Here is a 19,891-nt window from a genome sequence, read left to right as displayed (position 1 = left end):
GCGATAATAAGCAGCGTTATCTTATCGCTTCCACGACATAATCATGCACATGCCGCGGAGCAGCCCCGCGCCGATCGGCGCCATGGCGCTGTCGTCCCGAAACCGAGGTCCGCGATAGACGGTGAACCCCGGCCACGGGATATTCTTTCTTTGTTTTCCGGGGTCTGCTGATCCCCTCCGTTCGCCGCAAGGTGCGGCGAACGGAGGGGGCAGGAGACTATTTGCCGAACAGCCTGCCCGGCGGCGGCGCCGTGCGGGTGTAGTCCATCACCGGGTATGCGCCGCCCTGGTAGCGTTCCTGAATGGGATTGTCGCTGACCTTGCCGACGAGTTGCCCGGCATAGGGATCGGCGGAATCCTGCGGCAGCCAGCCGAGCTGCTCGCGCGCGTCGTGGCGCCAATAGGTGCGGCTGTTCTTCGATGCGCCCCAGATGACGCAGCTTCCGGTCTTCTCCGCCAGGGTGGCGCGGATGCACAGCCGGGTCAGGTCGTCATAGGACAGCCAGGTGGACAGCATGCGCGCATCCACCGGCTCGGGGAACGAGGAGCCGATGCGCACGTTCACGTTCTCCACGCCGTGCTTGTACCAGTACATACGGCCCATCAGCTCGCCATAGGCCTTGGACAGGCCGTAATAGCCGTCCGGCATGAACTGGCAGTCGTCGTCCAGCGGCACGTCGCGCTCGTGGAAGCCGATGCTGTGGTTGGAGGAGGCGAACAGCACCCGCGCCTTCTCGCGCCGTGCGGCCTCGTAGATGTGGTAAAGCCCGCGGATGTTCGGGCCCAGCACGTCCTCGAACGGGTGCTCGGTGGCGACGCCGCCGAAATGCAGGATCATGCCGCAGCCTTCGGCCAGCCGCAGGATGTCGACGCCGTTGTTCAGGTCGGCCCGGGTGAAGCTGCTGTTCGCCGGCATCGGGTCGGGGAACGGCACGATATCGGTCAGCTTCAGGGTCCAGCCCGCGGTACCCAACGATTTCGCAAGATGCCGCCCGAGCGCGCCGGACGCGCCCGTCAGCAAAACCGGCTTCGCGGGGATGTCAGCCATTGTCGTTGCCTCCTTGGATCAGGCGGGCAGAGAGGCACCCCCTGCCCGCCCCGTCAACCTCGCGCCCCTCTTCGGCCTCGCGCGTGTCTACTGCACCAGCTTCCAGGCGCCGTGATCCAGCCGCACCAGCACGCGCGAGCGCTCGTCGGTGCCGTAACGCTCGCCGGGCTTGAAGTTGTAGACGGCGTGCGTGCCCACCAGATCCTGCGTCGTCACCAGCGCGTCGCGCAGCGCCGCGCGGTATTCCGGCGTGCCCGGCTTCGTGGGCCCGTTCGCGGTGCGCTTCACCGCATCGGCCAGGATCACCAGCGCGTCATAGCCATAGGCGGCGAAGGCGTCGTTCGACTTCTCGTTGTTCGCCTCCTCGTAGAGGGCGCGGAACCGCAGCGCCACGGCCTTGATCGGGTTGCTGTCGGGAAGCTGCTCGGCCACCACCACCGGGCCCGTGGGCGCGATCATGCCCTCGACGGCCGCGCCGCCGACGCGCACGAACTCCGAGTTGATGATGGCGTGCGTGCTGTAGACATGGCCGCGATAGCCGCGCTCCGCCAGCGCCAGATGCGGCAGCGCGCCCGGCGAGCCCGAGCCGCCGGTGAACACCGCATCCGGGCGCGCGGCGATGATCTTCAGGATCTGCGGCGTGACGCTGGTGTCGGCGCGGGCGTAGCGCTCGTTGCTGATGACCTTGATGCCCTGTGGCTCGACCACTTTCACCAGCGAGTCGTAGACGAGGTCGCCCCAGGCATCGCTGTAGCCGATATAGCCGATGGTCTTGATGCCCGCCTTCTTCATCTGCTCGACATCGGCCGAGATCATCAGCGGCGCCGGCTGCGGGACGGTGATCTCCCAGTTGCCGCGCTCGCCGGGCACCAGGGCGTTGGCGGTGATGATCATCGGCACCTTCGCCTCCGCCGCCACGCCGTAGATCGCGAGCGACGTCGGCGCCCCGGCGGAGCCGACGATGGCGTCCACCTTGTCCTCCTCGATCAGCTTCTTCGCCGCCCGCGCTCCGACCGAGGGGTCGGAGGCGTCGTCGATCTGGATGATCGTCAGCTTCTGGCCGGCGACGTCGGTGCCGCCGGCCTGCCAGGCGGCGTAGCCCTTGGCATAGGGCACGCCGATCGAGGCGGCCGGGCCGGACAGCGAGGTGATGATCCCGACCTTCACCTGGGCCTGGGCGGCACCGATGGCCGTCATCGTCGCCAGGCCGGTGGCCGCGGCGATCTTCCACATGCGCATGAACGTCCCCCTTGTTTGTTCTGTCGCCGGCGGCGCCGGTTGCGGTGGCCGCTATCGAACGGCCGAACGCGAACCTTGTCCAGCGGCGGCTTGCGTACCGGCGCATGGAAAGGCACGGTTCGCGCATGCGCACGCTCCATGACGTCTCCACCGCCCTCGCCGAGGGCAAGACCACCTCCCGCCAACTGGTCGAGGACTGCCTCGCCCGCATCGCCGACCCGGCCGGCGAAGGCGCGCGCGCCTTCGTCAAGGTGCATAGCAGGCAGGCGCGCGCCATGGCTGACGCGGCCGACACGCTGCGCCGGGCCGGCCGCGCGCCGGGGCCGCTCGCCGGCATTCCCGTCAGCATCAAGGATCTGTTCGATATCGCCGGCGAGCCGACGCCGGCAGGCTCGGCCGTGCTCGCTGACGCGCCGCCCGCCGCGGCCAACGCGCCGCTGATCCAGCGCATGCTGAATGCCGGGTTCATTCCGCTCGGCCGCACCAACATGACGGAGTTCGCCTTTTCCGGCCTCGGCATCAACCCGCATTACGGCACGCCGCGCAGCCCGTGGGACCGCGCCGCCAGCCGCATCCCTGGCGGCTCGTCCTCGGGCGCAGCCGTGTCGATCTCCGATGGCATGGCCTACGCCGCCCTGGGCACGGATACCGGCGGCTCGTGCCGCGTGCCGGCAGCGCTGTGCGGGGTGGTCGGCTACAAGCCGACGGCACGGCGCGTGCCGATCGATGGCGTGCTGCCGCTGTCGCCCAGCCTGGATTCGGTCGGCCCGCTCGCCAACTCGGTGGCATGCTGTGCCACGGTCGATGCGGTGCTGGCGGGCGAGGACCTGCCGGAGCTGCGCGCGGCGCCGGTCGCCGGCCTACGCCTCGCGGTGCCGCAGAACTTCATGCTGGACGGGCTGGACGCCACCGTTGCCGCCACGTTCGAGCGCGCGATCTCGGTGCTGTCCGCCGCCGGGGCCCGCATCCTGCCGACAACCTTCCCGGTTCTCGACGACATCCCGCTCGCCAACAGGGCCGGCGGCTTCGCGGCGGCGGAGGCATATGCCTGGCACCGCAAGCTGCTGGCCGAGCGCGGCGACGGTTACGATCCGCGCATCAAGAAGCGCATCCTGCGCGGCGAATCCATCAGTGCCGCCGACTACCTCGACCTGGAGCGCGCCCGCGCCGACATCATCCGCCGCTTCGACGCCTCCACCGCGGATTACGACGCGCTGGTGATGCCCACCTGCGCGCTGGTCCCGCCGCGCATCGCCGAGCTGGACGACGAGGCCGAGTACAATCGGGTGAACCTGCTGCAGCTCCGCAACACCGCGGCCGGCAACTTCCTCGACCGCTGCGCCATCAGCCTGCCGTGCCACCGGCAAGGCGAGGCGCCGGTGGGGCTGATGCTGATGGGCGAGACCATGGGCGACGCGCGGCTGTTCGCCATTGCGGCTGGTGTCGAGGCGGCGCTGCGGCAATAGAGGGGTAAGACAAGGCCAGGGGCTTTGCCCCTGGACCCCAGTCAAGGCGGAGCCTTGACAATCCATTATTGCCTTGGCTGCGTCAGCAGCCAGGAGAGTCGTGGGATCCAAGGGCCGAATGGCCCTTGGCGGGTCGAGGGCAGAGCCCTCGCCTTCCCTTAACTGCCGCCGGCCTGCATATGTGCCGGTCGTGCCGCAATCGCGTTGACGCGGTCCATGACCTGATAGGCGAACAGCACGCCGGACGCGCCCACGGCCAGGCCGGCGCTGTCGAGGGCTTCGGCGGTCCAGGTGTTGCAGGTGTAGCCGCCGGAATAGGTGGTGCTTGAGCCGTAGAACACGCGGCCGGGGAATGGGCCGTCCTTGATATGGACGAGCCGGTCGTCCGGGGTCTTCTCCAGCGCGTCCCAGACGAAATCCGAGAGCCGGTCCAGTTGCGGCTGCGATACCGCAAGCGCCGCGACCTCCGCGTAGTCCTTGCCATTCATCGGCGGCGCGCGCATCGCCGTCACCATGATGATCCCGGGGCCCGGCAGCACTGCCCGCAGCATGTCCCCGAAACCGACATGCTCGATCTGCATGTACTGGCGCTCGCCGAAACCGAAGGTGATGACTTCGGCGTCCGGGAAGATCGAGCGGAATCGGGTCAGCGGGCCCGTCACCGGCCGCATCGGGAGTACGATGTCCGTGTGCCACCCGTATTCGACGACGTAGATGGTCGCGACGGCCGGCGCATTGCGCGCATCGTCCGGGAGCGGCGGGGGCAGGCCGGCGCAGCCCGCCATGCCGCCGATGAGCAGCATGATGACCGCAAGCCGGATCATCGGAGCAGGCCAGGACGTGCGCGTGCAACAAGGCCGCGCGCCACGCATGGCATCAGATCTCGGGCTTGTCCTCGCCCGGCAGGGCAATCCCCGCCAGCGCCTGCCAGACGCGGATGACGAAGACGTCGTCCTTGCCGCCCTGCCCCGCGGCGGCGGCTGCCAGAAACAGCTGGTGCGCGGCGGATGCCATCGGCAGCGGGAAGGTGAGCGCGCGAGCCTGGTCCAGCACGATGCCGAGGTCCTTGACGAAGATGTTCACCGCCGACAGCGGCGTGTCATCGCCGGCCAGGATGTGCGGCACGCGGTTCTGCCACATCCAGGAACTGCCCGCGGAGGTACTGATCACGTCGAACAGCGCCTGCGGGTCCGCGCCTGCGCGGATGCCCAGTGCCATCGCCTCGGCCGCGGTGGCGATGTGCACGCCGGCGAGAAGCTGGTTGACCATCTTCACCGTGCTGCCGACGCCCGCCGCGTCGCCGAGGCGCCAGACCTTGCCGGCGATGGCATCCAGTACTGGCTGCACCTTGGCGAAGGCAGCCTCCGGCCCGGATGCCATCACCGTCATGCTGCCGGCCCGCGCGCCGACCGCGCCGCCGGACACCGGGGCGTCGAGCATCAGCAGGCCAGCGTCCGCAAGGCGTGCGTCGAGCGCCCGCGCGGCTTCCGGGGCCATGGTGGTGCAACACAGCACCACGGCCCCTTTGGGCAGCTTCGCGGCACAGCCGTCCGGGCCGAACAGCACGTCGTTCGCCTGTGCGGCGTTGACCACGAGGATGATCAGCGCGTCGAGTCCCGCGGGAAGATCGGCGGCGCGGCCCACGGCGTGGCCGCCGGCGGAGGTCAGCTCGGCGCGCGCGGCCTCGCGCAGTTCGCAGCCATGCACGTCGTGGCCATGCTTCACCAGATTCAGGGCCGCGCCCATTCCCATCGACCCGAGGCCGATCACGCCCAGTTTCATGCCGTTTCTCCCGATGTGTCAGCGCTCGCGGCGGAAACGCTCCACGGCAGCCACGAGCGACCGCCGCACCCCCGGTTCCAGCGCCGAATGCCCGGCATCCGGGATCACCGTCATCCGCGCGGCGGGCCATGCGGCCGCGAGCTCGAAGGCGGTGCAAGGCGGGCAGATCATGTCGTAGCGCCCCTGCACGATCTCGGCCGGGATGTGGGCGATCCGGTCCATCCGTCCCAGCAGGCCCTCCGGCGGCAGGAACAGGTCGTGCGCGAAATAATGCGCCTCGATCCGTGCCAGCCCCAGCGCGGTGCGGTCCTGGGCGAACGAGGAAACCGTATCGGGGCTCGGCAGCAGTGTGCTGCATGAGCCCTCGTAGACCGACCAGGCGCGCGCCGCCGGCATGTGCACGGTCGGGTCCGGGTCGGTCAGGCGGCGCAGGTAGTTGCCCAGCAGGTCGCCGCGCTCGGCTTCCGGCAGATAGCCGGCGAAGGCGGCATGCGCGTCGGGGAACATGGTGGCGAGCCCGTGCATGAACCAGTCGACCTCGCGCGGCCGGCCCAGGAACACGCCGCGCAGCACGCAGGCGGAGACCCGGTCCGGATGCGCCTGCGCATAGGCCAGCGCCAGGGTGGAGCCCCACGATCCCCCGAACAGCAGGAACCGCTCGATGCCCAGATGCGCGCGCAGCGCCTCGATGTCGGAGACGAGGTCGGGGGTCGTGTTGGCCTCCAGGCTGCCCAGCGGGCGCGAGCGCCCCGCGCCGCGCTGGTCGAAGATCACCACGCGCCAATGGGCGGGATCGAAGAAGCGCCGGTGCACCGTGCCGGCGCCGGCGCCGGGGCCGCCGTGCAGGAACAGCACCGGGGGGCCTAGCGGGTTGCCCACCTGCTCCCAGTACATGACATGTCCGCCGGACAACGGCAGATAGCCGGTCTCGAATGGGCCGATTTCGGGAAACAGATCGCCTCTGGGCATGCGGCGAAGACTACACGCGGGCGACGCATGGCGAAACTGGCCCGCGCGGATTAGCTATAGGGCATGGACAGGATCTGGATCGGGTTCGGCGCCGTGGCCGGGTTGACCGCCGTGGCGATGGCGGCTGCGGCCGCGCATGGATTGCCGGACCGGCTCGACCCGGCGGCGCTGCAAATGCTGCGCAACGCCGTGCAGATGCAGGGCTGGCACGCGCTGGCGCTGCTGTTCACCGGGATGTGGGCGCCGCGCGGCGGCCGCCTCGTGAATCTCGCGGGCGCGGCGTTCACGCTGGGGCTGCTGCTGTTCTGCGGCGCCGTCTATTCGCTGGTGCTCGCCGGATTGCACCTCGCTTCGGTCGCGCCCATCGGCGGCATGCTGCTGATGCTCGGCTGGGCCCTGCTGGGGCTGTCGGCCCTGCGCCGCACACAATGATCCAGGCCGCCTATCTGGCGCCGGAGGGTCTGGAAGCGGCCCTGGCCGAGGAATTGCGCCGGGCGGGTGCCGGCATCGCGGCGTGGCATGGCCGGCTCGCCCTCTCGCCCGACACGCTCGTCCCCAGCGCCTGGGCGTTGGATGTGTGGACCGCGCCGCAGGAGATCCCGGTTGCCTCGGTGAAAGCCGCGGCGGACGCGCTGCGCGCGCTGCAGCGCAACTGGTCCGCATACGCCGTCGCGCACCACCGCCGCATGGCCTTGATCGCGGATCGCCTGCCGCCGGTGAAGGCCCGGCCTTTGGTATTCCCCGAACCCGCACCGTCCAGCCATCTCGGCGCCTGGACGCTGCTGGCGCCGAACCTGATGCTCGCCAGCCCGACCAAGACCAGCCCCTTCGTGAATGGCGAATGCCGGTTCGAGGAAGACCGGATCGGGCCACCCAGCCGGGCTTACCTGAAACTCTGGGAAGCCTGCACCCGCATCGGCGTCTGGCCGAAGCCCGGCGACACCTGCCTCGACCTTGGCGCCGCACCCGGTGGCTGGACCTGGGCGATCGCGAAGCTCGGCGCCAGCGTGATCGCGGTCGACAAGGCCGACCTCGATCCCCGCGTCGTCGCGATGCCCAGGGTGACACTGCGCAGCGAAAGCGCGTTCGGCCTGCAGCCCGAACCGGTCCATTGGCTGTTCAGCGACGTCATCGCCTATCCCGACCGGCTGCTGGCGCTGGTGCGCCGCTGGATCGATGCCGACGCCGCGAGGCGCATCGTCTGCACCATCAAGTTCCAGGGTGAAACCGACCACGACGCGGCCGCCGCCTTCGCGGCCGTTCCCGGCGGACGCGTCATGCATCTGTTCCACAACAAGCACGAACTGACGTTCGCGTGGAGCAGGTAAGCACCGCTCCGCGCGCGGTTCAGTAGCCGCGCCCCAGGTCCACGAGGTTCGGCATCTCGCCGCCGTCCCGCCAGGCGCGCAGGTGGCGGAAGAAGATGTCCAGGCTGTCGGGGTTGTAGGTCAGCGGGTCGTCCACCGAGACATGCGGCGTGGCCACCAGGTTCTTCGTGGTCCACAGCCGGTGCCCTGTCGGGATCGGCTCCGGCACGAACACGTCCAGCACGGCCCCGGACACGTGGCCGCTGTCGAGCAGGTCGCACAGCGCCTCCTGGTCCAGCAGTGCGCCACGGCCGATATTCACCACGGCGGCGCCGGCGGGCAGCAGCGACAGGCGGCGCCGGTCGAGCAGGTTGCGGGTTGCCTCGGTCAACGGGCAGGCGAGCACCACGAACTCGGACTCCGGCAGCACCGAATCCAGCGCGTCGGCGGCAATGACGCGGTGGAAATCGGGGTGCGGCACGGCGCGGGTACGCACGCCCGTCACCACTGCGCCGAACTGCGCCGCGGCGCGGCCGGCGGCGCTGCCGAGGTCGCCGGTGCCGATGACGGTGACGCGGCGGCCGCGCAGCGACGGCGCATAGACCGGCCGCCATTCCTGGGCGCGCTGGGCGGCCAGAACGGCGGGCAGGCGCGCGTTCAGCATCAGCAGCGCCATGGCGGCGTATTCGCCGGCCTTCCTGCCGTGCACGCCGCTGTTGTTCACCACGATGGCGCCGGCCGGCAGCGCGTCGAACGGCCGCAGCCGGTCCACGCCGGCAGACATGCAGAAGATCATCTTCAGGTCCGGGGCGTGGCAGGGGAAGCGGCCCGCCAGGGTGCTCGTCGCCCCGATCAGGATGTCCGCCCGTGCCACGCCAGTGGCGAAGTCGGCGTCGCTGGCGCCGAAGGCCACCTCATGCCCGGATTCGCCGGCGCGGGAAGCGGCCTCCTGCCATTGCTGCGGCGAAACCGCAAACAGGGCGTCGCCGGGGCTGTTCTGGATGTGGATTCGCATGTTTCCTACTTGCGTGATGTGTGCAGCAGATCGGTGGCCGCCTGGGCCACGTTTCAGCCTTGTTTGTAGCCGGCCGGAGCCGGGGATGGGCACCTGCCGCCGGCAGACCGGCCCGCGGCACGGCCGCGCGGCCGGGGGCGGCGGGCGGACGGGACGGCGACGGAATTCCGGCGGCAGATGGTGTCGGCTTGCATGCCCCTGGCTTCCGTTGCCCGCGCCGCCCTGTCAACCTTGCCGCGACATGGATATCCCGATCCTGTACCAGGACTCCCGCTTCGTTGTGCTGAACAAGCCCGCCGGCCTGCCCGTGCATCCCGGGCCGCGTGGCGGTGCGAGCGTGGAGGATGTCTTTCCCCGGCTCTCGCGCCGCCGCGACGGGCCGTGGCTTGCGCACCGGCTGGACGCGGACACGGCCGGCTGCCTGGTGGTGGCGCTGCGCCGGGTGGCGTTGCTTGAGGCCCAGCTTCTGTTCGCCGCCGGCCGGGTGAAGAAGACCTATTGGGCCGTCGTGGCCGGTGCGCCGCCAGGCGAGTCCGGCACCGTCGATGCCCCGTTGCTGAAGCGCAGCGACCGCGCGGGCTGGCGGATGGTGGTCGACGCGGCCGGGCAGGCGGCGATCACCGACTGGCGCCTGCGCGGGCGCGCGGCGGGAATCGCCTGGCTGGAACTGCATCCGCGCACCGGCCGCACCCATCAGGTGCGGGCGCATTGTGCTGCCCTGGGCTGCCCGATCCTGGGCGATCCGGTGTACGGCGACGGGGAAGGCCGGCTGCATTTGCTGGCGCGAGCCATATCGCTGCCGCTCGATCCGCCACTGAACGCGACGGCGCCCCCGCCGCCGCACATGGTGGCGGCCCTGGCGATGTGCGGCCGGGCGTAAGCGTCAGCCGATCAGGAACCAGGCCCAGAAACCGACGTTCTCCTGCCAGGTCTGCCGGTGCAGGCCGGGCATGCGCAGCGCGGCAAGCCGGCGGATGGGGCCGCCCTTCAGGGCCCGGTCGATCGCCGCCACCTGCGCCCTTGCCTTTGGCGACATCAGATGCGGCTGCGCCTGCAAGGCGGCGACGTGCTGGCGCAGCACGTTCATGAACACGTTCGGCCCGCGCCGAACCGCGCCCACCGCGCGGCGCGCCATCGACCGGGGGGCGCCCACCACATTGTGGTTGTGCTGGCGATACAGAACCACCGGCTCGTCGTCGTGCAGCAACAGCCCGTCGGCGGCGGTCACCACCAGGTAGCACCACCAGTCATGCAGCGTGGCCGAGGCGGGAATGCTGCCGGCGACAAGTGCGGCGGCGCGCCGGTCCATCATGATCGTGCAGCCGGTGATGACGTTCTGCGCCAGCGCGGCCGGGAACGCGGCCGGCTTCTCCAGCCCGCGCGAGAGGCCGATGCGCCGCAACCCGTCGTCCACCAGCACCTGGCGGGCGCAATAGATCACCGGGCCATCGGTGTTGGCGCCACGCAGCGCCGCCACGCCACGGGCCAGCTTCTCCGGCAGCCAGACATCATCCTGATCAGCGAACGCAACGACATCTTCATTGCCCAGGCTGTCCTTGACGGCGGCGAGCAAGGTCAGGAAGCTCACCGTGGGCCCCAGCCGCTCCGGCGGGCCCTGGACATGCACGCAGCGTCCCTGGCCGGCGCAGCGCGCGAATTCCTCGAGGATGGCAACCGTTCCATCAGAGGAACTGTCGTCGCGCCAGTATAATGTCCAATGCGGATGGGATTGCGTCAGCAGGCTGTCGAGCTGCTCGCGCAGGAATCGCTCGCCATTGTACGTCGAGAGCAGGATGGCGACACGAGCGTCTGGCACGCGTTGCAGCATGCGCCGAAGACTACACCGGTACTCGGCTGCTTGAAGCCGGCGCCGGCGCGAAAAATACCCGATCGATCGTCCTCGCCAGCGCATCCTGCCAATCCGGCAACTGCAGCCCGAACACCTGTTGCAGCTTGTTGCAATTCAGGCGTGAATCAGGCGGCCGCCGGGCCGGTGTCGGCCAGTCGGCGGTGGCGATCGGGTCGACGGCGGGCATCGGTCCGCCGTGGCGCGCGGCTTGCGTGAAGATTGCGTGGGCGAGGCCATGCCAGCTCGTGCTGCCGCCGCCGGCGGCATGGAACACGCCGGCGTATTCGTTGCGCCAGCCGCCCTCGGCAATCCGATCGGCGATGGCCAGGATGGCGGCGGCGAGGTCCTGGGCCGCGGTCGGGCAGCCCAACTGGTCCGCGACCACGCGCAGCCGGTCGGTCCGGGCCGCGGCATTGAGCATGGTCAGGACGAAATTCTTCCCGCTTGCCGCATAAACCCAGGACGTCCGCAGCACGATTGCCCGCGCCCCGCTGGCCAGTACCGCCTGCTCGCCTGCCAGCTTGCTGGCGCCGTAGACGCCGGTGGGGTTGGTCGGGTCCGTCTCGGTATAGGGGGCGCCCTTCAGTCCGTCGAAGACATAGTCGGTGGACACCTGGATCAGCGGGATGCCGGCCTGGGCGCAGTATTCGGCAAGGATGCGCGGACCGTCGCGGTTGGCGCGCAGGGCCGCGGCCGCGTCGCTCTCGGCCTTGTCCACGGCGGTGTAGGCGGCAGCATTCACGATCAATGCGGGTGCGGCGGCGCGCAGCAGCGCCGGCAGCGCGTCCGGCCGGTCGAAATCCCAGTCCGGCCGCCCGACACGCCGCAGCGGACGCGTGCCCGCCGCTTCCTCCAGCGCGCAGGCGAGCTGACCGCGGCCGCCGGTGACGAGAATCAAGCCCGGTTTCATCGCCGGATCCTGCCTCAGAACCAGGGCTCGCAGGCAGCGAGCAGCGGCAGCTTGCGGTCCTTGTCGGACAGCTGCGCCGCATCCGCGGCCACCGGCCAGGGCAGGGCGAGCGCGGGGTCGTTCCAGATCACCCCGCGTTCCGCTGCGGGATCGTACGCGGCGGTCACCTTGTAGATGACCTCGGTATCCGCCTCGAGCGTGCAGAACCCGTGCAGGAACCCGCCGGGCACCCAGAGTTGCGACCAGTTCTCGGCGCTCAGCACGGCCGCGACGTGCTGGCCGTAGGTCGGCGATCCCCGGCGGATGTCCACGGCCACGTCCCAGATCGCGCCCTTGATGACGCGCACTAGCTTGCCCTGCACGCTCGGCCCGATCTGGCAATGCAGGCCGCGCACCGTTCCCGGCTGCGACGACAGGCTCTGGTTGTCCTGGACGAAGGGGCCGGCGATGCCGGCGGCGGCGAAACGGTCCGCGTTGAACGTCTCCGAGAAGAAGCCGCGCCGGTCGCCGAAGCGTGGCGGGGTCGCCAGGATCACATCGGGAATGGCCAGCCGTTCGGCTTTCATCGTCCGGCGCTCCGCGGCGGCATCTCAGACATGCTGGCCGTCGGCCAGCTCGGTGAGCACGCGGCCCAGCTCGGTCTTGCCCAGCGCCCGCGCATGGCCGCGCAGCGTAGCGGCGTCGATCCAGCCCATGCGGAAGGCCACCTCCTCGGGGCAGCCCACCAGCATGCCCTGACGTGACTGGATGGTCTGCACGAAGGTGGCCGCCTGCAGCAGGCTGTCCGGCGTGCCGGCGTCCAGCCACGCGCAGCCGCGGCCGAGCCGGTCCACATGCAGGCTGCCCTCTTCCAGGTACATGCGGTTGAGGTCGGTGATCTCCAGCTCGCCGCGCGCCGACGGCTTCACTTTCAAGGCGAGGTCGGTCACGCGCTCGTCGTAGAAATACAGCCCGATCACCGCCCAGTTGGACTGCGGCGCCGCCGGCTTCTCGACGATCTCCAGCGCCTTGCCGGCGCCGTCCATGGTCACCACGCCGTAGCGTTCGGGGTCGCGCACCTGGTAGGCGAAAACGGTTGCCCCCTTCGGCCGTGCCGAGGCGGCGCGCAGCAGCACCGAGAGGTGGTCGCCGAAGATCAGGTTGTCGCCCAGCGCCAACGCGCAGGGCTGCCCGCCCAGCCAGTCCGCGGCGATATGGAAGGCCTGCGCCAGCCCGTCCGGGCTTGGCTGCTCGGCATAGGTGAAGCGGACGCCCAGTCGCGCGCCGTCGCCCAGCAGGCGCCGGAACTGCGGCAGGTCGGCCGGGGTGGAGATCACCATGATGTCGCGAATCCCCGCCAGCATCAGCACCGTCAGCGGGTAGTAGACCATCGGCTTGTCGTAGACCGGCAGCAATTGCTTGGACGCCGCCAGCGTCATGGGATGCAACCGGGTGCCGGACCCGCCGGCGAGCAGAATACCCTTCATGGCGTCAGGCCCCGGCGGTCGCGAGGGTCTTGGCGTGACCGAGGCGCTGGCCGGCGTAGCGGGCGGCGCGCACGCCTTCCCACCAGGCGCGGTTGGCGAGGTACCAGTCCACCGTCCGTGCCAGCCCTGCCTCGAAATCGTGCGGCGCCTTCCAGTCCAGCGCCGCTTCGGCCCGGCTGGGGTCGATTTCGTAGCGGAAGTCATGCCCCGGACGGTCGCTGACGAAGCGGATCAGGCGCGCGCGGGGGCCGGCCGGGTCGGGCAGGCGCGCGTCGATCGCCGCACAGATCGCGTCCACCACCTGCAGGTTGCTGCGCGGCTGGCGGCCGCCGATGGCATAGGTGGCGCCGACCTGGCCCTGCTCGATGACGCGCACGAGCGCCGCCGCGTGGTCGTCCACGAACAGCCAGTCGCGCTGGTTCGAGCCGTCGCCGTAGACCGGCAGCGGCTTGCCTTCCAGGGCGTTCAGTGTCACCAGCGGGATCAGCTTCTCCGGGAACTGCCAGGGGCCGTAGTTGTTGACGGTGTTGCTGACGATGGTCGGCAGGCCATAGGTGTGATGCCAGGCCCGCACCAGATGATCGGAGGCCGCCTTGCTGGCCGAATACGGGCTGCGCGGGTCGTATGGCGTGGTTTCCGTGAACGGCGGATCCTGCGGGCCCAGCGCGCCGAACACCTCGTCGGTCGAAATGTGGTGGAAGCGGAATGCGGCCCGCCGGGCGGGCGGCAGCGCGGTCCAGTATTCGCGGGCGGCGTCCAGCAAGGTATAGGTGCCCACCACGTTGCTGTGGATGAACGGCCCCGGCCCGTCGATCGAGCGGTCGACATGTGTCTCCGCCGCCAGATGCATCACCGCGTCGGGCTGGTGGGTGGCGAACACCTGGCGCATGGCGGCGTGGTCGGCGATGTCGGCGCGCACCAGCACGTGCCGGTCGTGGCCGCGTGCCTCCTCCAGCGCATCCTCGGACGCCGCATAGGTCATCTTGTCGACGTTGACGACGTGATGGCCGCACTCGCGGATGACGTGCCGTATGACGGCGGAGCCGATGAAACCGCAGCCACCGGTCAGCAAAATCCGCATCGAGTCCTCGCCATCGCCAAGTTCGCTGACCTAACTTGGCAGTGTCGGACCATCAGGGCAATCCTGCCGGTGCGGCAGCGCAACATCGGCGGCCCCTCGATCGGCCCCGGCGTTGCGGTTTGACGTGGTGTGTAAACTTCTGGAAAACGGCGCCCTGGCAAAGTGGGCCAGGGGGCCCTGAAGGCCCAGACACGGGTCCGGACGGGCATTTCGGCCGGCACCGGCATCATTGCCGCCGCGGAGGGCGTTGGAACACGATGATTCCTGGCATCGGGACCGAAACGGAGACGCTGCTGGCGTCGTTTTTGCGGCCGGAAATCACGGACTTACGTCCCGAGCTTCTGGTCGTCCGCCCGTTCACCCTGCTGGCCGCGCAGGATCCCGAGGCGCGCAAGCTCGGCATCGACTGCACCGGCGGCGGGGAGTTGAGCGTCGTCGTCACCGACCCGAACCGCAGGCTCGGCAACATCCGCGTCCAGTCCGCCGGTAAGAATAACGTGATCTTCTTCGACAACGAGAACTGGGGCGGCAACTGCTTCGCCAACATCCGCATCCTGGGGTCCGACTGTCTGCTGGTGTTCAACAGCATCGGCGACGGCTATGTCGCCATCGGGGACCTGCTGATGCGCTCGAACGGCCAGGTCCTGTTCTGGGGCACCGGCGCCACCGCCGTCGGCCTCTCGATCGAGATGGAGGGCAACGAGCGCGGCACCGTGATCGGCGACGATGCGCTGATCTCCAACGGCGTCTGGATCCGCAACTACGACATGCACGCGATGCACGACCTGCGCACCGGCGCGCAGATCAATCGGCCACCCTGCGACACGGTGATCGAGCGGCATGTCTGGCTGGGCCAGGACTCGCTGCTGCTGCATTGCGAGCGGGTGGGCATGGGCACGATCGTCGGCGCCAGGACGATGCTGAAGGGGGATGTGCCGCCGCGCGTGGTGGCGGCGGGAGCGCCAGGGCGGGTGATTCGCGAGGGTATCAGCTGGGGCCGCCATCCCTATGGCATGACCGATGCCGAGCGGGAGTCGATCGGGATGCCTGCGCTCACGCAACGGTGAACGGTCGTTTCGCGCCGGCCTGCGCGCTCGCGCAAAACCGCGGTTGTGGCGATGCCGCGCCTTGTCTATTGGTCGGGTGTGCTTGTATTATTCCGCCATCACGTTTTTGTAATGCTACACCAGACCGAGAAGTGAGCCGTCAATGGAGTACCTTCCGAATATCGACCTTCTTCTTCAGGCCCTGCGAATCAATCGTGAACGGCTGAACAGCAAGTCGAAGATCGCCATTGACGCCAAGTTGCTCCGGTTTCTGCTTCAGACCATGGTGGCGGACTCGCCATTCTCCGAGGAATTCTATCTCGAGACCTATCCCGACATCGCCGAGGCCTATGCGGCCGGGCAGATCCCGGACCTGAAGCGCCACTATGTCGAGCTCGGTTTCTTCGAGGGCCGCATGGGCGCGCCGGCGCCGGTCGACGAGGCGTACTACACCAGCCTTTACAAGGACGTGGCCGCGGCCGTGCAGCGCGGAGACGTGAAGTCGGGCGCCGAGCACTACCAGCGGTCCGGCGCTTCCGAGGGCCGCATCCCGAATGCCCAGCTGAAAGCGCTGGTCGAGTCCTGGGCCGCCGTGCTGCGCGATGAAGCCCGGGTCTGACGGGCCGGGCGGCTGAACGGACGAGCGGCGCCCAGGGAGAATCCCGGTGAAGAACGACCTGATGCATGCGCACCGGCTGCTGTGCTCCGCCTTCGTCAACGAGGATCTGTTTCGTCATGCGCTGGGCGGCGGGCGCGCCGATCTCGGCACCATCGCCCGCTACCTGCAGATGCCGCCGCTGGAGCGGCCCAATCTGTCGTTCTATTTCGATCGTGCCTTCTATGCGGCGACCAATCCGGATGTCAGCCACGCGGGAGCCGACCCGCTGTTGCACTTCATCGAAACCGGGATCGCGGAGCTGCGCTCGCCGCATCCGCTGGTGGATCTGCGCTTCATCGCCGCGGAGGATCCGTCCATCCTCGGCCAGACGCCGCGGCTGGACGCGCTGCTGGAGCTGCTGGAATACGATCTGGCGCCGCCCAGCCCGTATTTCGATCCGCAGGAATACCGCGACCGGCTGGGTGATGCGGCGCCGTCCAACGGGATGCTGCGCCATTTCCTCAGCCTCGGCCTCTATTCGGGGGTGGCATCGACCCCTTATCTCGATACCGTCTGGTACGCCGGCCAGTACAGCGACGTGCCCGACGACGTCTATGGCGCGCTGCGGCACTTCATCATGCTGGGGGATATCGAAGGACGGACCGCCAGCCTGACGTTCGACGGCCAGCTCTACCGCGCCCGCTATCCCGATGTGGCGGCGGCCGGCGTGCCGCCGCTGCGCCACTACCTGCTGCATGGCCGCCACGAAGGACGCCAGTTGCCGGTGGAGCGCACGCCCAGCGGCACTGGACCTGCCCCGCAGGGCGCTGCCGTGGGCTTGCCGCTGCCCGTCGACCCCGAGGCCGTGCAGCAAGCCTATGGCGACATGCGCGCCCGGGTGGAGGAGGAGCGTCAGCGCCTCAAGGAGGCGGTCGCGGTCACGCCGCCCGAGCTGATCCGCACCGAGGACGTGGCGTCCGCCATCGCAGGGTTGCGGCTCCCCCATGTCGCGGCGCCGCGCCTGTCGATCCTCATTCCTGTCTACAACGAGATCGACTACACGGTGGACTGCCTGCTCTCCATCGAGCGGGATGCGCCCGGCCTGCCCTTCGAGGTGGTGCTGGCGGATGACTGCTCGACCGATCCCGACGCAGCGCTGCTGGCCGAGGTGCCGAACCTCGTGCTGCTGCGCCAGGCGGAGAACCAGGGCTTCATCCGCAACTGCAACGCCGCTTTCGCACGCTGCCGCGGCGAATACGTGCTGCTGCTGAACAACGATGCCCAGCTTATGCCCGGCGCGATCGGCCGCATGGTGGCCGCCCTGGACGCCGACGACGGGCTGGCCGCGGTCGGCCCCAAGATCATCTACCCGAACGGCCGGCTGCAGGAGGCCGGGTGCTTCCTCCGTCCGAACGGCGAAAGCGGCATGATCGGGCTGTTCCGCGATCCGGACGAGGGCGGGTTCTGCTACGACCGCGACGTGGCCTATTGCTCGGGTGCCGCGCTGATGTTCCGCCGCGCCTGTGCTGGAGCCACGCTGTTCGACGAAATGTTCCGCCCGGCCTATTGCGAGGATGCCGACCTGTGCCTGCGCTTCCAGGCCGCCGGCCAGCGCGTGCGCTACCTGCACGAGGCGGTGGTCGTGCACCACCTCAGCGTCTCCACGAATCGCCATTCCATGACCGCGAAGTTGCGCACCATCACCGCCAACCAGCACAAGCTAGTCGAGCGCTGGGGCGAGCTGATCCGCCGGATGGACCGTGTGCGCGTGCTGGCCTTCTACCTGCCGCAGTTCCATCCCACGCCGGAGAACGACCTGTGGTGGGGCAAGGGCTTCACCGAATGGACCAACGTGGCCAAGGCGCAGCCCAGCTACGCCGGCCACTACCAGCCGCATCTGCCGGCGGATCTCGGCTTCTACGACCTGCGCACGCGCGCGGCGCTGCAGCTTCAGGCGGAGATGGCAGCGCGCTACGGCGTCGAAGGCTTCTGCGTCTACTACTACAATTTCGGCAGCCGCCGGGTGCTGTCGCAGCCGCTGGAGGTGGTGCGGGCGAACCCGGACATCCCGTTCAACTGGTGCCTGTGCTGGGCCAACGAGAACTGGACCAAGCACTGGGACGGCGGCGACAAGGAGATCCTGCTGGAGCAGAGCTATGACCAGGCAACGCTCGACAGCATCATCGCCGACGCCGTGGCCGACGCCGCTGACCCCCGCTACATCCGCGTGGACGGCAAGCCGATGTTCCTGGTTTACCGCCCGTTGCTGCTGCCGGACCCGCAGGGCTTCGCCGCGTCCTGTCGCGCCGCCTTCGCGGCCGCCGGCCATCCGGGCGTGCACCTGGTGTATGTCGAGGGCATGGAGGCGGTGGACCAGACCGTCCGCCCGGCCGATCTGGGCTTCGATGCCAGCGTGGAATTTCCACCGCATGGCCGCGCCGTGCCCACGGAGGCCGCGGCCGACATCGTCAAGGAAGGCTGGAGCGGCTATCGCTATGACTATCCCTCCACCGTATCGGCCTTCGTCAAGCGCGGCTCCGTGCCCTATCCGCGTTATCCGGCGGTGTTCCCGAGCTGGGACAACACGCCGCGCCAGCCGATGAAGGGCACCAGCTTCGACGGCATCAGCCCGGAGGCGTTCCGCGTCTATGTCGAAGAGAAGATCGAGGAGATCCGCCAGTTCCTGATGGGCGACGAGCGGATGCTGTTCGTCAACGCCTGGAACGAATGGGCCGAGGGCGCGCATCTGGAGCCGGACACGGGGTACGGGCATCGCTGGCTTGAGGCGCTGCGCGATGCCGTGGCGGCGAAGGCGTGGGCGTAATGCGGCGCGGCGCTCCTGAGACGCTCTGCGGAGGCTTCCGGCATGGCTGACGCCCGCAACCTCGACGATATCCCCATCACCATCATCGGCCATCCCTGGGCGCCGATCGGCATGGGCGAGCAGCTGCGCAGCCACATCCAGGCCTGCACCGCCGTGCTCCTGCATCACCGGGTGTTCGACATCTTCCGCTACGCCCAGCGCACCGATGCCACGCATGCGCGCATCATCGGCACGCTGGAACGCGATGACGTGCCGCCGGGCATCCGCATATTCCACATCAACGGCGACGAGGTGGAGCGCGTGATCGCCGCCTTCGAGGCGCGCGGGAACAGCTTCGCCGATGGCTACAACATCATCGTCCCGGCCTGGGAATTGCCGGCCTATCCCAAGGAATGGGCGCCGCAGCTGCAGAAATTCGACGAGGTCTGGGCGCTGTCGCGCTTCATCGGCGACAGCCTGACGACCTCTGGCCTGCGCAGCCACCTGATCGGCCAGGCGGTGGAGATGGAGCCGGGGCCCTGCCTGCCACGGCGCCATTTCGGCATCCGCGAATCCGCTTTCGTGCTGCTGAACTTCTTCGACCTGTCCTCCTACGCCACCCGCAAGAACCCGGAGGCGGTGCGCGCGCTACTGGAGCGGATCCGTGCGGAGTCGCCGTTCCGCGACGTGCAGATGGTGCTGAAGGTCAAGAACGGCGAGCGCGGCGCCGAGGAGTGGGCCGCCGAGCTGAAGACCGATCCGCAGATCAAGGTGATCTCCACCCCGCTCGACACGTTCGCCGTGAAGAGTCTCATCAACGCGTGCGACTGTTTCGTCTCGTTGCATCGTGCCGAAGGGTTCGGCCGCGGGCTGGGCGAAGCGATGGCGTTGGGCAAGCTGGTGCTAGGAACGGGCTGGTCGGGCAATGTCGATTTCATGACCGCCGAGAATTCGCTGCTGGTGCGGCACGACATGGTCCGGCTGAAGCGCGACGATTATCCGCACTGGAAAGGCCAGTCCTGGGCCAACCCGGACGTTGACCACGCCTTCGCGCTGCTGCGCCCGGTGCTGGACGATCCCGCCCGCGGCGGCTGTATCGCACGGCGCGGTCAGGCCGATGTGCTGCGCACCCACGGCAATCGTGCTGTCGGGCTGCGCGTGCTAGCCCGGCTGGGGGAGATCGCGGCGGAAAGCCCGAAATTCGCGCCGACGGTGAGCGCGGGCAAGCCGACCCGCCGCAAGGTTGCCAGCCGGAGCGGCGTGGCGGCCTGAGCGGGCCGAGCGGCGCAAGACGACCGCCGATCGGTAACCG

At 69.2% G+C, this 19,891-nt stretch carries 20 protein-coding genes; 9 read left to right on the top strand and 11 right to left on the bottom strand.

Annotated elements, in window-relative coordinates; genetic code table 11:
* Positions 1–217: 217 nt before the first annotated feature.
* Both OL599_RS03020 and OL599_RS03015 read right to left on the bottom strand, forming a co-directional pair.
* On the bottom strand, positions 218–1,048 hold the full coding sequence (locus tag OL599_RS03020) for an NAD-dependent epimerase/dehydratase family protein (RefSeq protein ID WP_264712119.1): 831 nt from the start codon (positions 1,046–1,048) through the stop codon (positions 218–220).
* Between the two features lie 87 nt (positions 1,049–1,135).
* Complete coding sequence (locus OL599_RS03015; protein ID WP_264712117.1) at positions 1,136–2,287, bottom strand: ABC transporter substrate-binding protein; 1,152 nt, start codon at positions 2,285–2,287, stop codon at positions 1,136–1,138.
* 125 nt (positions 2,288–2,412) lie between these two features.
* Between OL599_RS03015 and OL599_RS03010 the strand changes: the two genes are divergently transcribed.
* Complete coding sequence (locus OL599_RS03010; protein ID WP_264712115.1) at positions 2,413–3,753, top strand: amidase; 1,341 nt, start codon at positions 2,413–2,415, stop codon at positions 3,751–3,753.
* Positions 3,754–3,911: 158 nt separating this feature from the next.
* Here the strand turns inward: OL599_RS03010 and OL599_RS03005 are convergent, their stop codons facing one another.
* The 3 genes from OL599_RS03005 to pip all read right to left on the bottom strand — a co-directional run bounded on the left by OL599_RS03005 (position 3,912) and on the right by pip (position 6,504).
* Positions 3,912–4,556 (bottom strand): DUF2459 domain-containing protein, encoded by a 645-nt coding sequence (locus tag OL599_RS03005; protein ID WP_264712114.1) that lies wholly within the window; start codon positions 4,554–4,556, stop codon positions 3,912–3,914.
* 73 nt (positions 4,557–4,629) lie between these two features.
* Positions 4,630–5,535: an L-threonate dehydrogenase gene (ltnD, locus tag OL599_RS03000; protein ID WP_264712113.1), complete on the bottom strand. Its 906-nt coding sequence runs from the start codon at positions 5,533–5,535 to the stop codon at positions 4,630–4,632.
* 18 nt (positions 5,536–5,553) lie between these two features.
* Positions 5,554–6,504: a prolyl aminopeptidase gene (gene pip / locus OL599_RS02995; protein ID WP_264712112.1), complete on the bottom strand. Its 951-nt coding sequence runs from the start codon at positions 6,502–6,504 to the stop codon at positions 5,554–5,556.
* Positions 6,505–6,567: 63 nt separating this feature from the next.
* Between pip and OL599_RS02990 the strand changes: the two genes are divergently transcribed.
* Together OL599_RS02990 and OL599_RS02985 are read left to right on the top strand one after the other, a co-directional pair.
* A complete protein-coding gene (locus tag OL599_RS02990) occupies positions 6,568–6,936 on the top strand; it encodes a DUF423 domain-containing protein (RefSeq protein ID WP_264712111.1) in 369 nt (122 codons plus the stop codon).
* A complete protein-coding gene (locus OL599_RS02985; RefSeq protein WP_264712110.1) occupies positions 6,933–7,832 on the top strand; it encodes an SAM-dependent methyltransferase in 900 nt (299 codons plus the stop codon). Before OL599_RS02990 ends, OL599_RS02985 begins: the two co-directional genes overlap by 4 nt.
* A gap of 19 nt (positions 7,833–7,851) precedes the next feature.
* On the opposite strand, the gene OL599_RS02980 is transcribed toward OL599_RS02985, so the two are convergent.
* On the bottom strand, positions 7,852–8,826 hold the full coding sequence (locus tag OL599_RS02980; protein WP_264712109.1) for a D-2-hydroxyacid dehydrogenase: 975 nt from the start codon (positions 8,824–8,826) through the stop codon (positions 7,852–7,854).
* Between the two features lie 241 nt (positions 8,827–9,067).
* Between OL599_RS02980 and OL599_RS02975 the strand changes: the two genes are divergently transcribed.
* Positions 9,068–9,706: an RluA family pseudouridine synthase gene (locus tag OL599_RS02975; protein WP_264712108.1), complete on the top strand. Its 639-nt coding sequence runs from the start codon at positions 9,068–9,070 to the stop codon at positions 9,704–9,706.
* Positions 9,707–9,709: 3 nt separating this feature from the next.
* On the opposite strand, the gene OL599_RS02970 is transcribed toward OL599_RS02975, so the two are convergent.
* The 5 genes from OL599_RS02970 to rfbB are packed head-to-tail and all read right to left on the bottom strand — an operon-like array spanning position 9,710 to position 14,132.
* Positions 9,710–10,642, bottom strand: a complete 933-nt coding sequence (locus OL599_RS02970; protein WP_264712107.1) for a glycosyltransferase family 2 protein — start codon at positions 10,640–10,642, stop codon at positions 9,710–9,712.
* 22 nt (positions 10,643–10,664) lie between these two features.
* The gene (rfbD, locus tag OL599_RS02965) at positions 10,665–11,585 is read right to left on the bottom strand and encodes a dTDP-4-dehydrorhamnose reductase (protein ID WP_264712106.1); all 921 of its coding nucleotides are present in this window, start codon (positions 11,583–11,585) and stop codon (positions 10,665–10,667) included.
* Between the two features lie 14 nt (positions 11,586–11,599).
* The gene (gene rfbC / locus OL599_RS02960; protein ID WP_264712105.1) at positions 11,600–12,151 is read right to left on the bottom strand and encodes a dTDP-4-dehydrorhamnose 3,5-epimerase; all 552 of its coding nucleotides are present in this window, start codon (positions 12,149–12,151) and stop codon (positions 11,600–11,602) included.
* Positions 12,152–12,175: 24 nt separating this feature from the next.
* Positions 12,176–13,051: a glucose-1-phosphate thymidylyltransferase RfbA gene (gene rfbA / locus OL599_RS02955; RefSeq protein WP_264712104.1), complete on the bottom strand. Its 876-nt coding sequence runs from the start codon at positions 13,049–13,051 to the stop codon at positions 12,176–12,178.
* Between the two features lie 4 nt (positions 13,052–13,055).
* Positions 13,056–14,132: a dTDP-glucose 4,6-dehydratase gene (gene rfbB, locus OL599_RS02950; RefSeq protein WP_264712103.1), complete on the bottom strand. Its 1,077-nt coding sequence runs from the start codon at positions 14,130–14,132 to the stop codon at positions 13,056–13,058.
* Here rfbB and OL599_RS02945 point away from each other — a divergent pair.
* From OL599_RS02945 to OL599_RS02925, 5 genes are all read left to right on the top strand, one after another.
* Positions 14,055–14,255, top strand: coding sequence for a hypothetical protein (locus OL599_RS02945; RefSeq protein ID WP_264712341.1), 201 nt, complete (start codon positions 14,055–14,057; stop codon positions 14,253–14,255). The two genes, rfbB and OL599_RS02945, sit on opposite strands and share 78 nt — an antisense overlap.
* A gap of 134 nt (positions 14,256–14,389) precedes the next feature.
* Positions 14,390–15,199 (top strand): acyltransferase, encoded by an 810-nt coding sequence (locus OL599_RS02940; RefSeq protein ID WP_264712102.1) that lies wholly within the window; start codon positions 14,390–14,392, stop codon positions 15,197–15,199.
* Between the two features lie 238 nt (positions 15,200–15,437).
* Entirely contained in the window at positions 15,438–15,797 is a 360-nt protein-coding gene (locus OL599_RS02935; RefSeq protein WP_264712101.1) for a hypothetical protein, read from the top strand.
* A gap of 46 nt (positions 15,798–15,843) precedes the next feature.
* Positions 15,844–18,600, top strand: coding sequence for a glycoside hydrolase family 99-like domain-containing protein (locus tag OL599_RS02930; RefSeq protein ID WP_264712100.1), 2,757 nt, complete (start codon positions 15,844–15,846; stop codon positions 18,598–18,600).
* 42 nt (positions 18,601–18,642) lie between these two features.
* The gene (locus OL599_RS02925) at positions 18,643–19,851 is read left to right on the top strand and encodes a glycosyltransferase (RefSeq protein ID WP_264712098.1); all 1,209 of its coding nucleotides are present in this window, start codon (positions 18,643–18,645) and stop codon (positions 19,849–19,851) included.
* Positions 19,852–19,891: the final 40 nt, after the last annotated feature.

Origin of the sequence: Limobrevibacterium gyesilva (assembly GCF_025989185.1) — a bacterium.
GTDB classification, from domain to species: Bacteria; Pseudomonadota; Alphaproteobacteria; order Acetobacterales; family Acetobacteraceae; genus Limobrevibacterium; species Limobrevibacterium gyesilva.
Note: the sequence above shows the minus strand (reverse complement) of the source record. Positions and strands in the feature narration are given on the sequence as shown.

Coding starts and splice junctions, on each gene's coding strand:
- OL599_RS03020 (WP_264712119.1), bottom strand. CDS start 1,048: ATGGCTGACATCCCCGCGAAGCCGGTTTTGCTGACGGGCGCGTCCGGC.
- OL599_RS03015 (WP_264712117.1), bottom strand. CDS start 2,287: ATGCGCATGTGGAAGATCGCCGCGGCCACCGGCCTGGCGACGATGACG.
- OL599_RS03010 (WP_264712115.1), top strand. CDS start 2,413: ATGCGCACGCTCCATGACGTCTCCACCGCCCTCGCCGAGGGCAAGACC.
- OL599_RS03005 (WP_264712114.1), bottom strand. CDS start 4,556: ATGCTGCTCATCGGCGGCATGGCGGGCTGCGCCGGCCTGCCCCCGCCG.
- ltnD (WP_264712113.1), bottom strand. CDS start 5,535: ATGAAACTGGGCGTGATCGGCCTCGGGTCGATGGGAATGGGCGCGGCC.
- pip (WP_264712112.1), bottom strand. CDS start 6,504: ATGCCCAGAGGCGATCTGTTTCCCGAAATCGGCCCATTCGAGACCGGC.
- OL599_RS02990 (WP_264712111.1), top strand. CDS start 6,568: ATGGACAGGATCTGGATCGGGTTCGGCGCCGTGGCCGGGTTGACCGCC.
- OL599_RS02985 (WP_264712110.1), top strand. CDS start 6,933: ATGATCCAGGCCGCCTATCTGGCGCCGGAGGGTCTGGAAGCGGCCCTG.
- OL599_RS02980 (WP_264712109.1), bottom strand. CDS start 8,826: ATGCGAATCCACATCCAGAACAGCCCCGGCGACGCCCTGTTTGCGGTT.
- OL599_RS02975 (WP_264712108.1), top strand. CDS start 9,068: ATGGATATCCCGATCCTGTACCAGGACTCCCGCTTCGTTGTGCTGAAC.
- rfbD (WP_264712106.1), bottom strand. CDS start 11,585: ATGAAACCGGGCTTGATTCTCGTCACCGGCGGCCGCGGTCAGCTCGCC.
- rfbC (WP_264712105.1), bottom strand. CDS start 12,151: ATGAAAGCCGAACGGCTGGCCATTCCCGATGTGATCCTGGCGACCCCG.
- rfbA (WP_264712104.1), bottom strand. CDS start 13,051: ATGAAGGGTATTCTGCTCGCCGGCGGGTCCGGCACCCGGTTGCATCCC.
- OL599_RS02945 (WP_264712341.1), top strand. CDS start 14,055: ATGGCCGCACTCGCGGATGACGTGCCGTATGACGGCGGAGCCGATGAA.
- rfbB (WP_264712103.1), bottom strand. CDS start 14,132: ATGCGGATTTTGCTGACCGGTGGCTGCGGTTTCATCGGCTCCGCCGTC.
- OL599_RS02940 (WP_264712102.1), top strand. CDS start 14,390: ATGATTCCTGGCATCGGGACCGAAACGGAGACGCTGCTGGCGTCGTTT.
- OL599_RS02925 (WP_264712098.1), top strand. CDS start 18,643: ATGGCTGACGCCCGCAACCTCGACGATATCCCCATCACCATCATCGGC.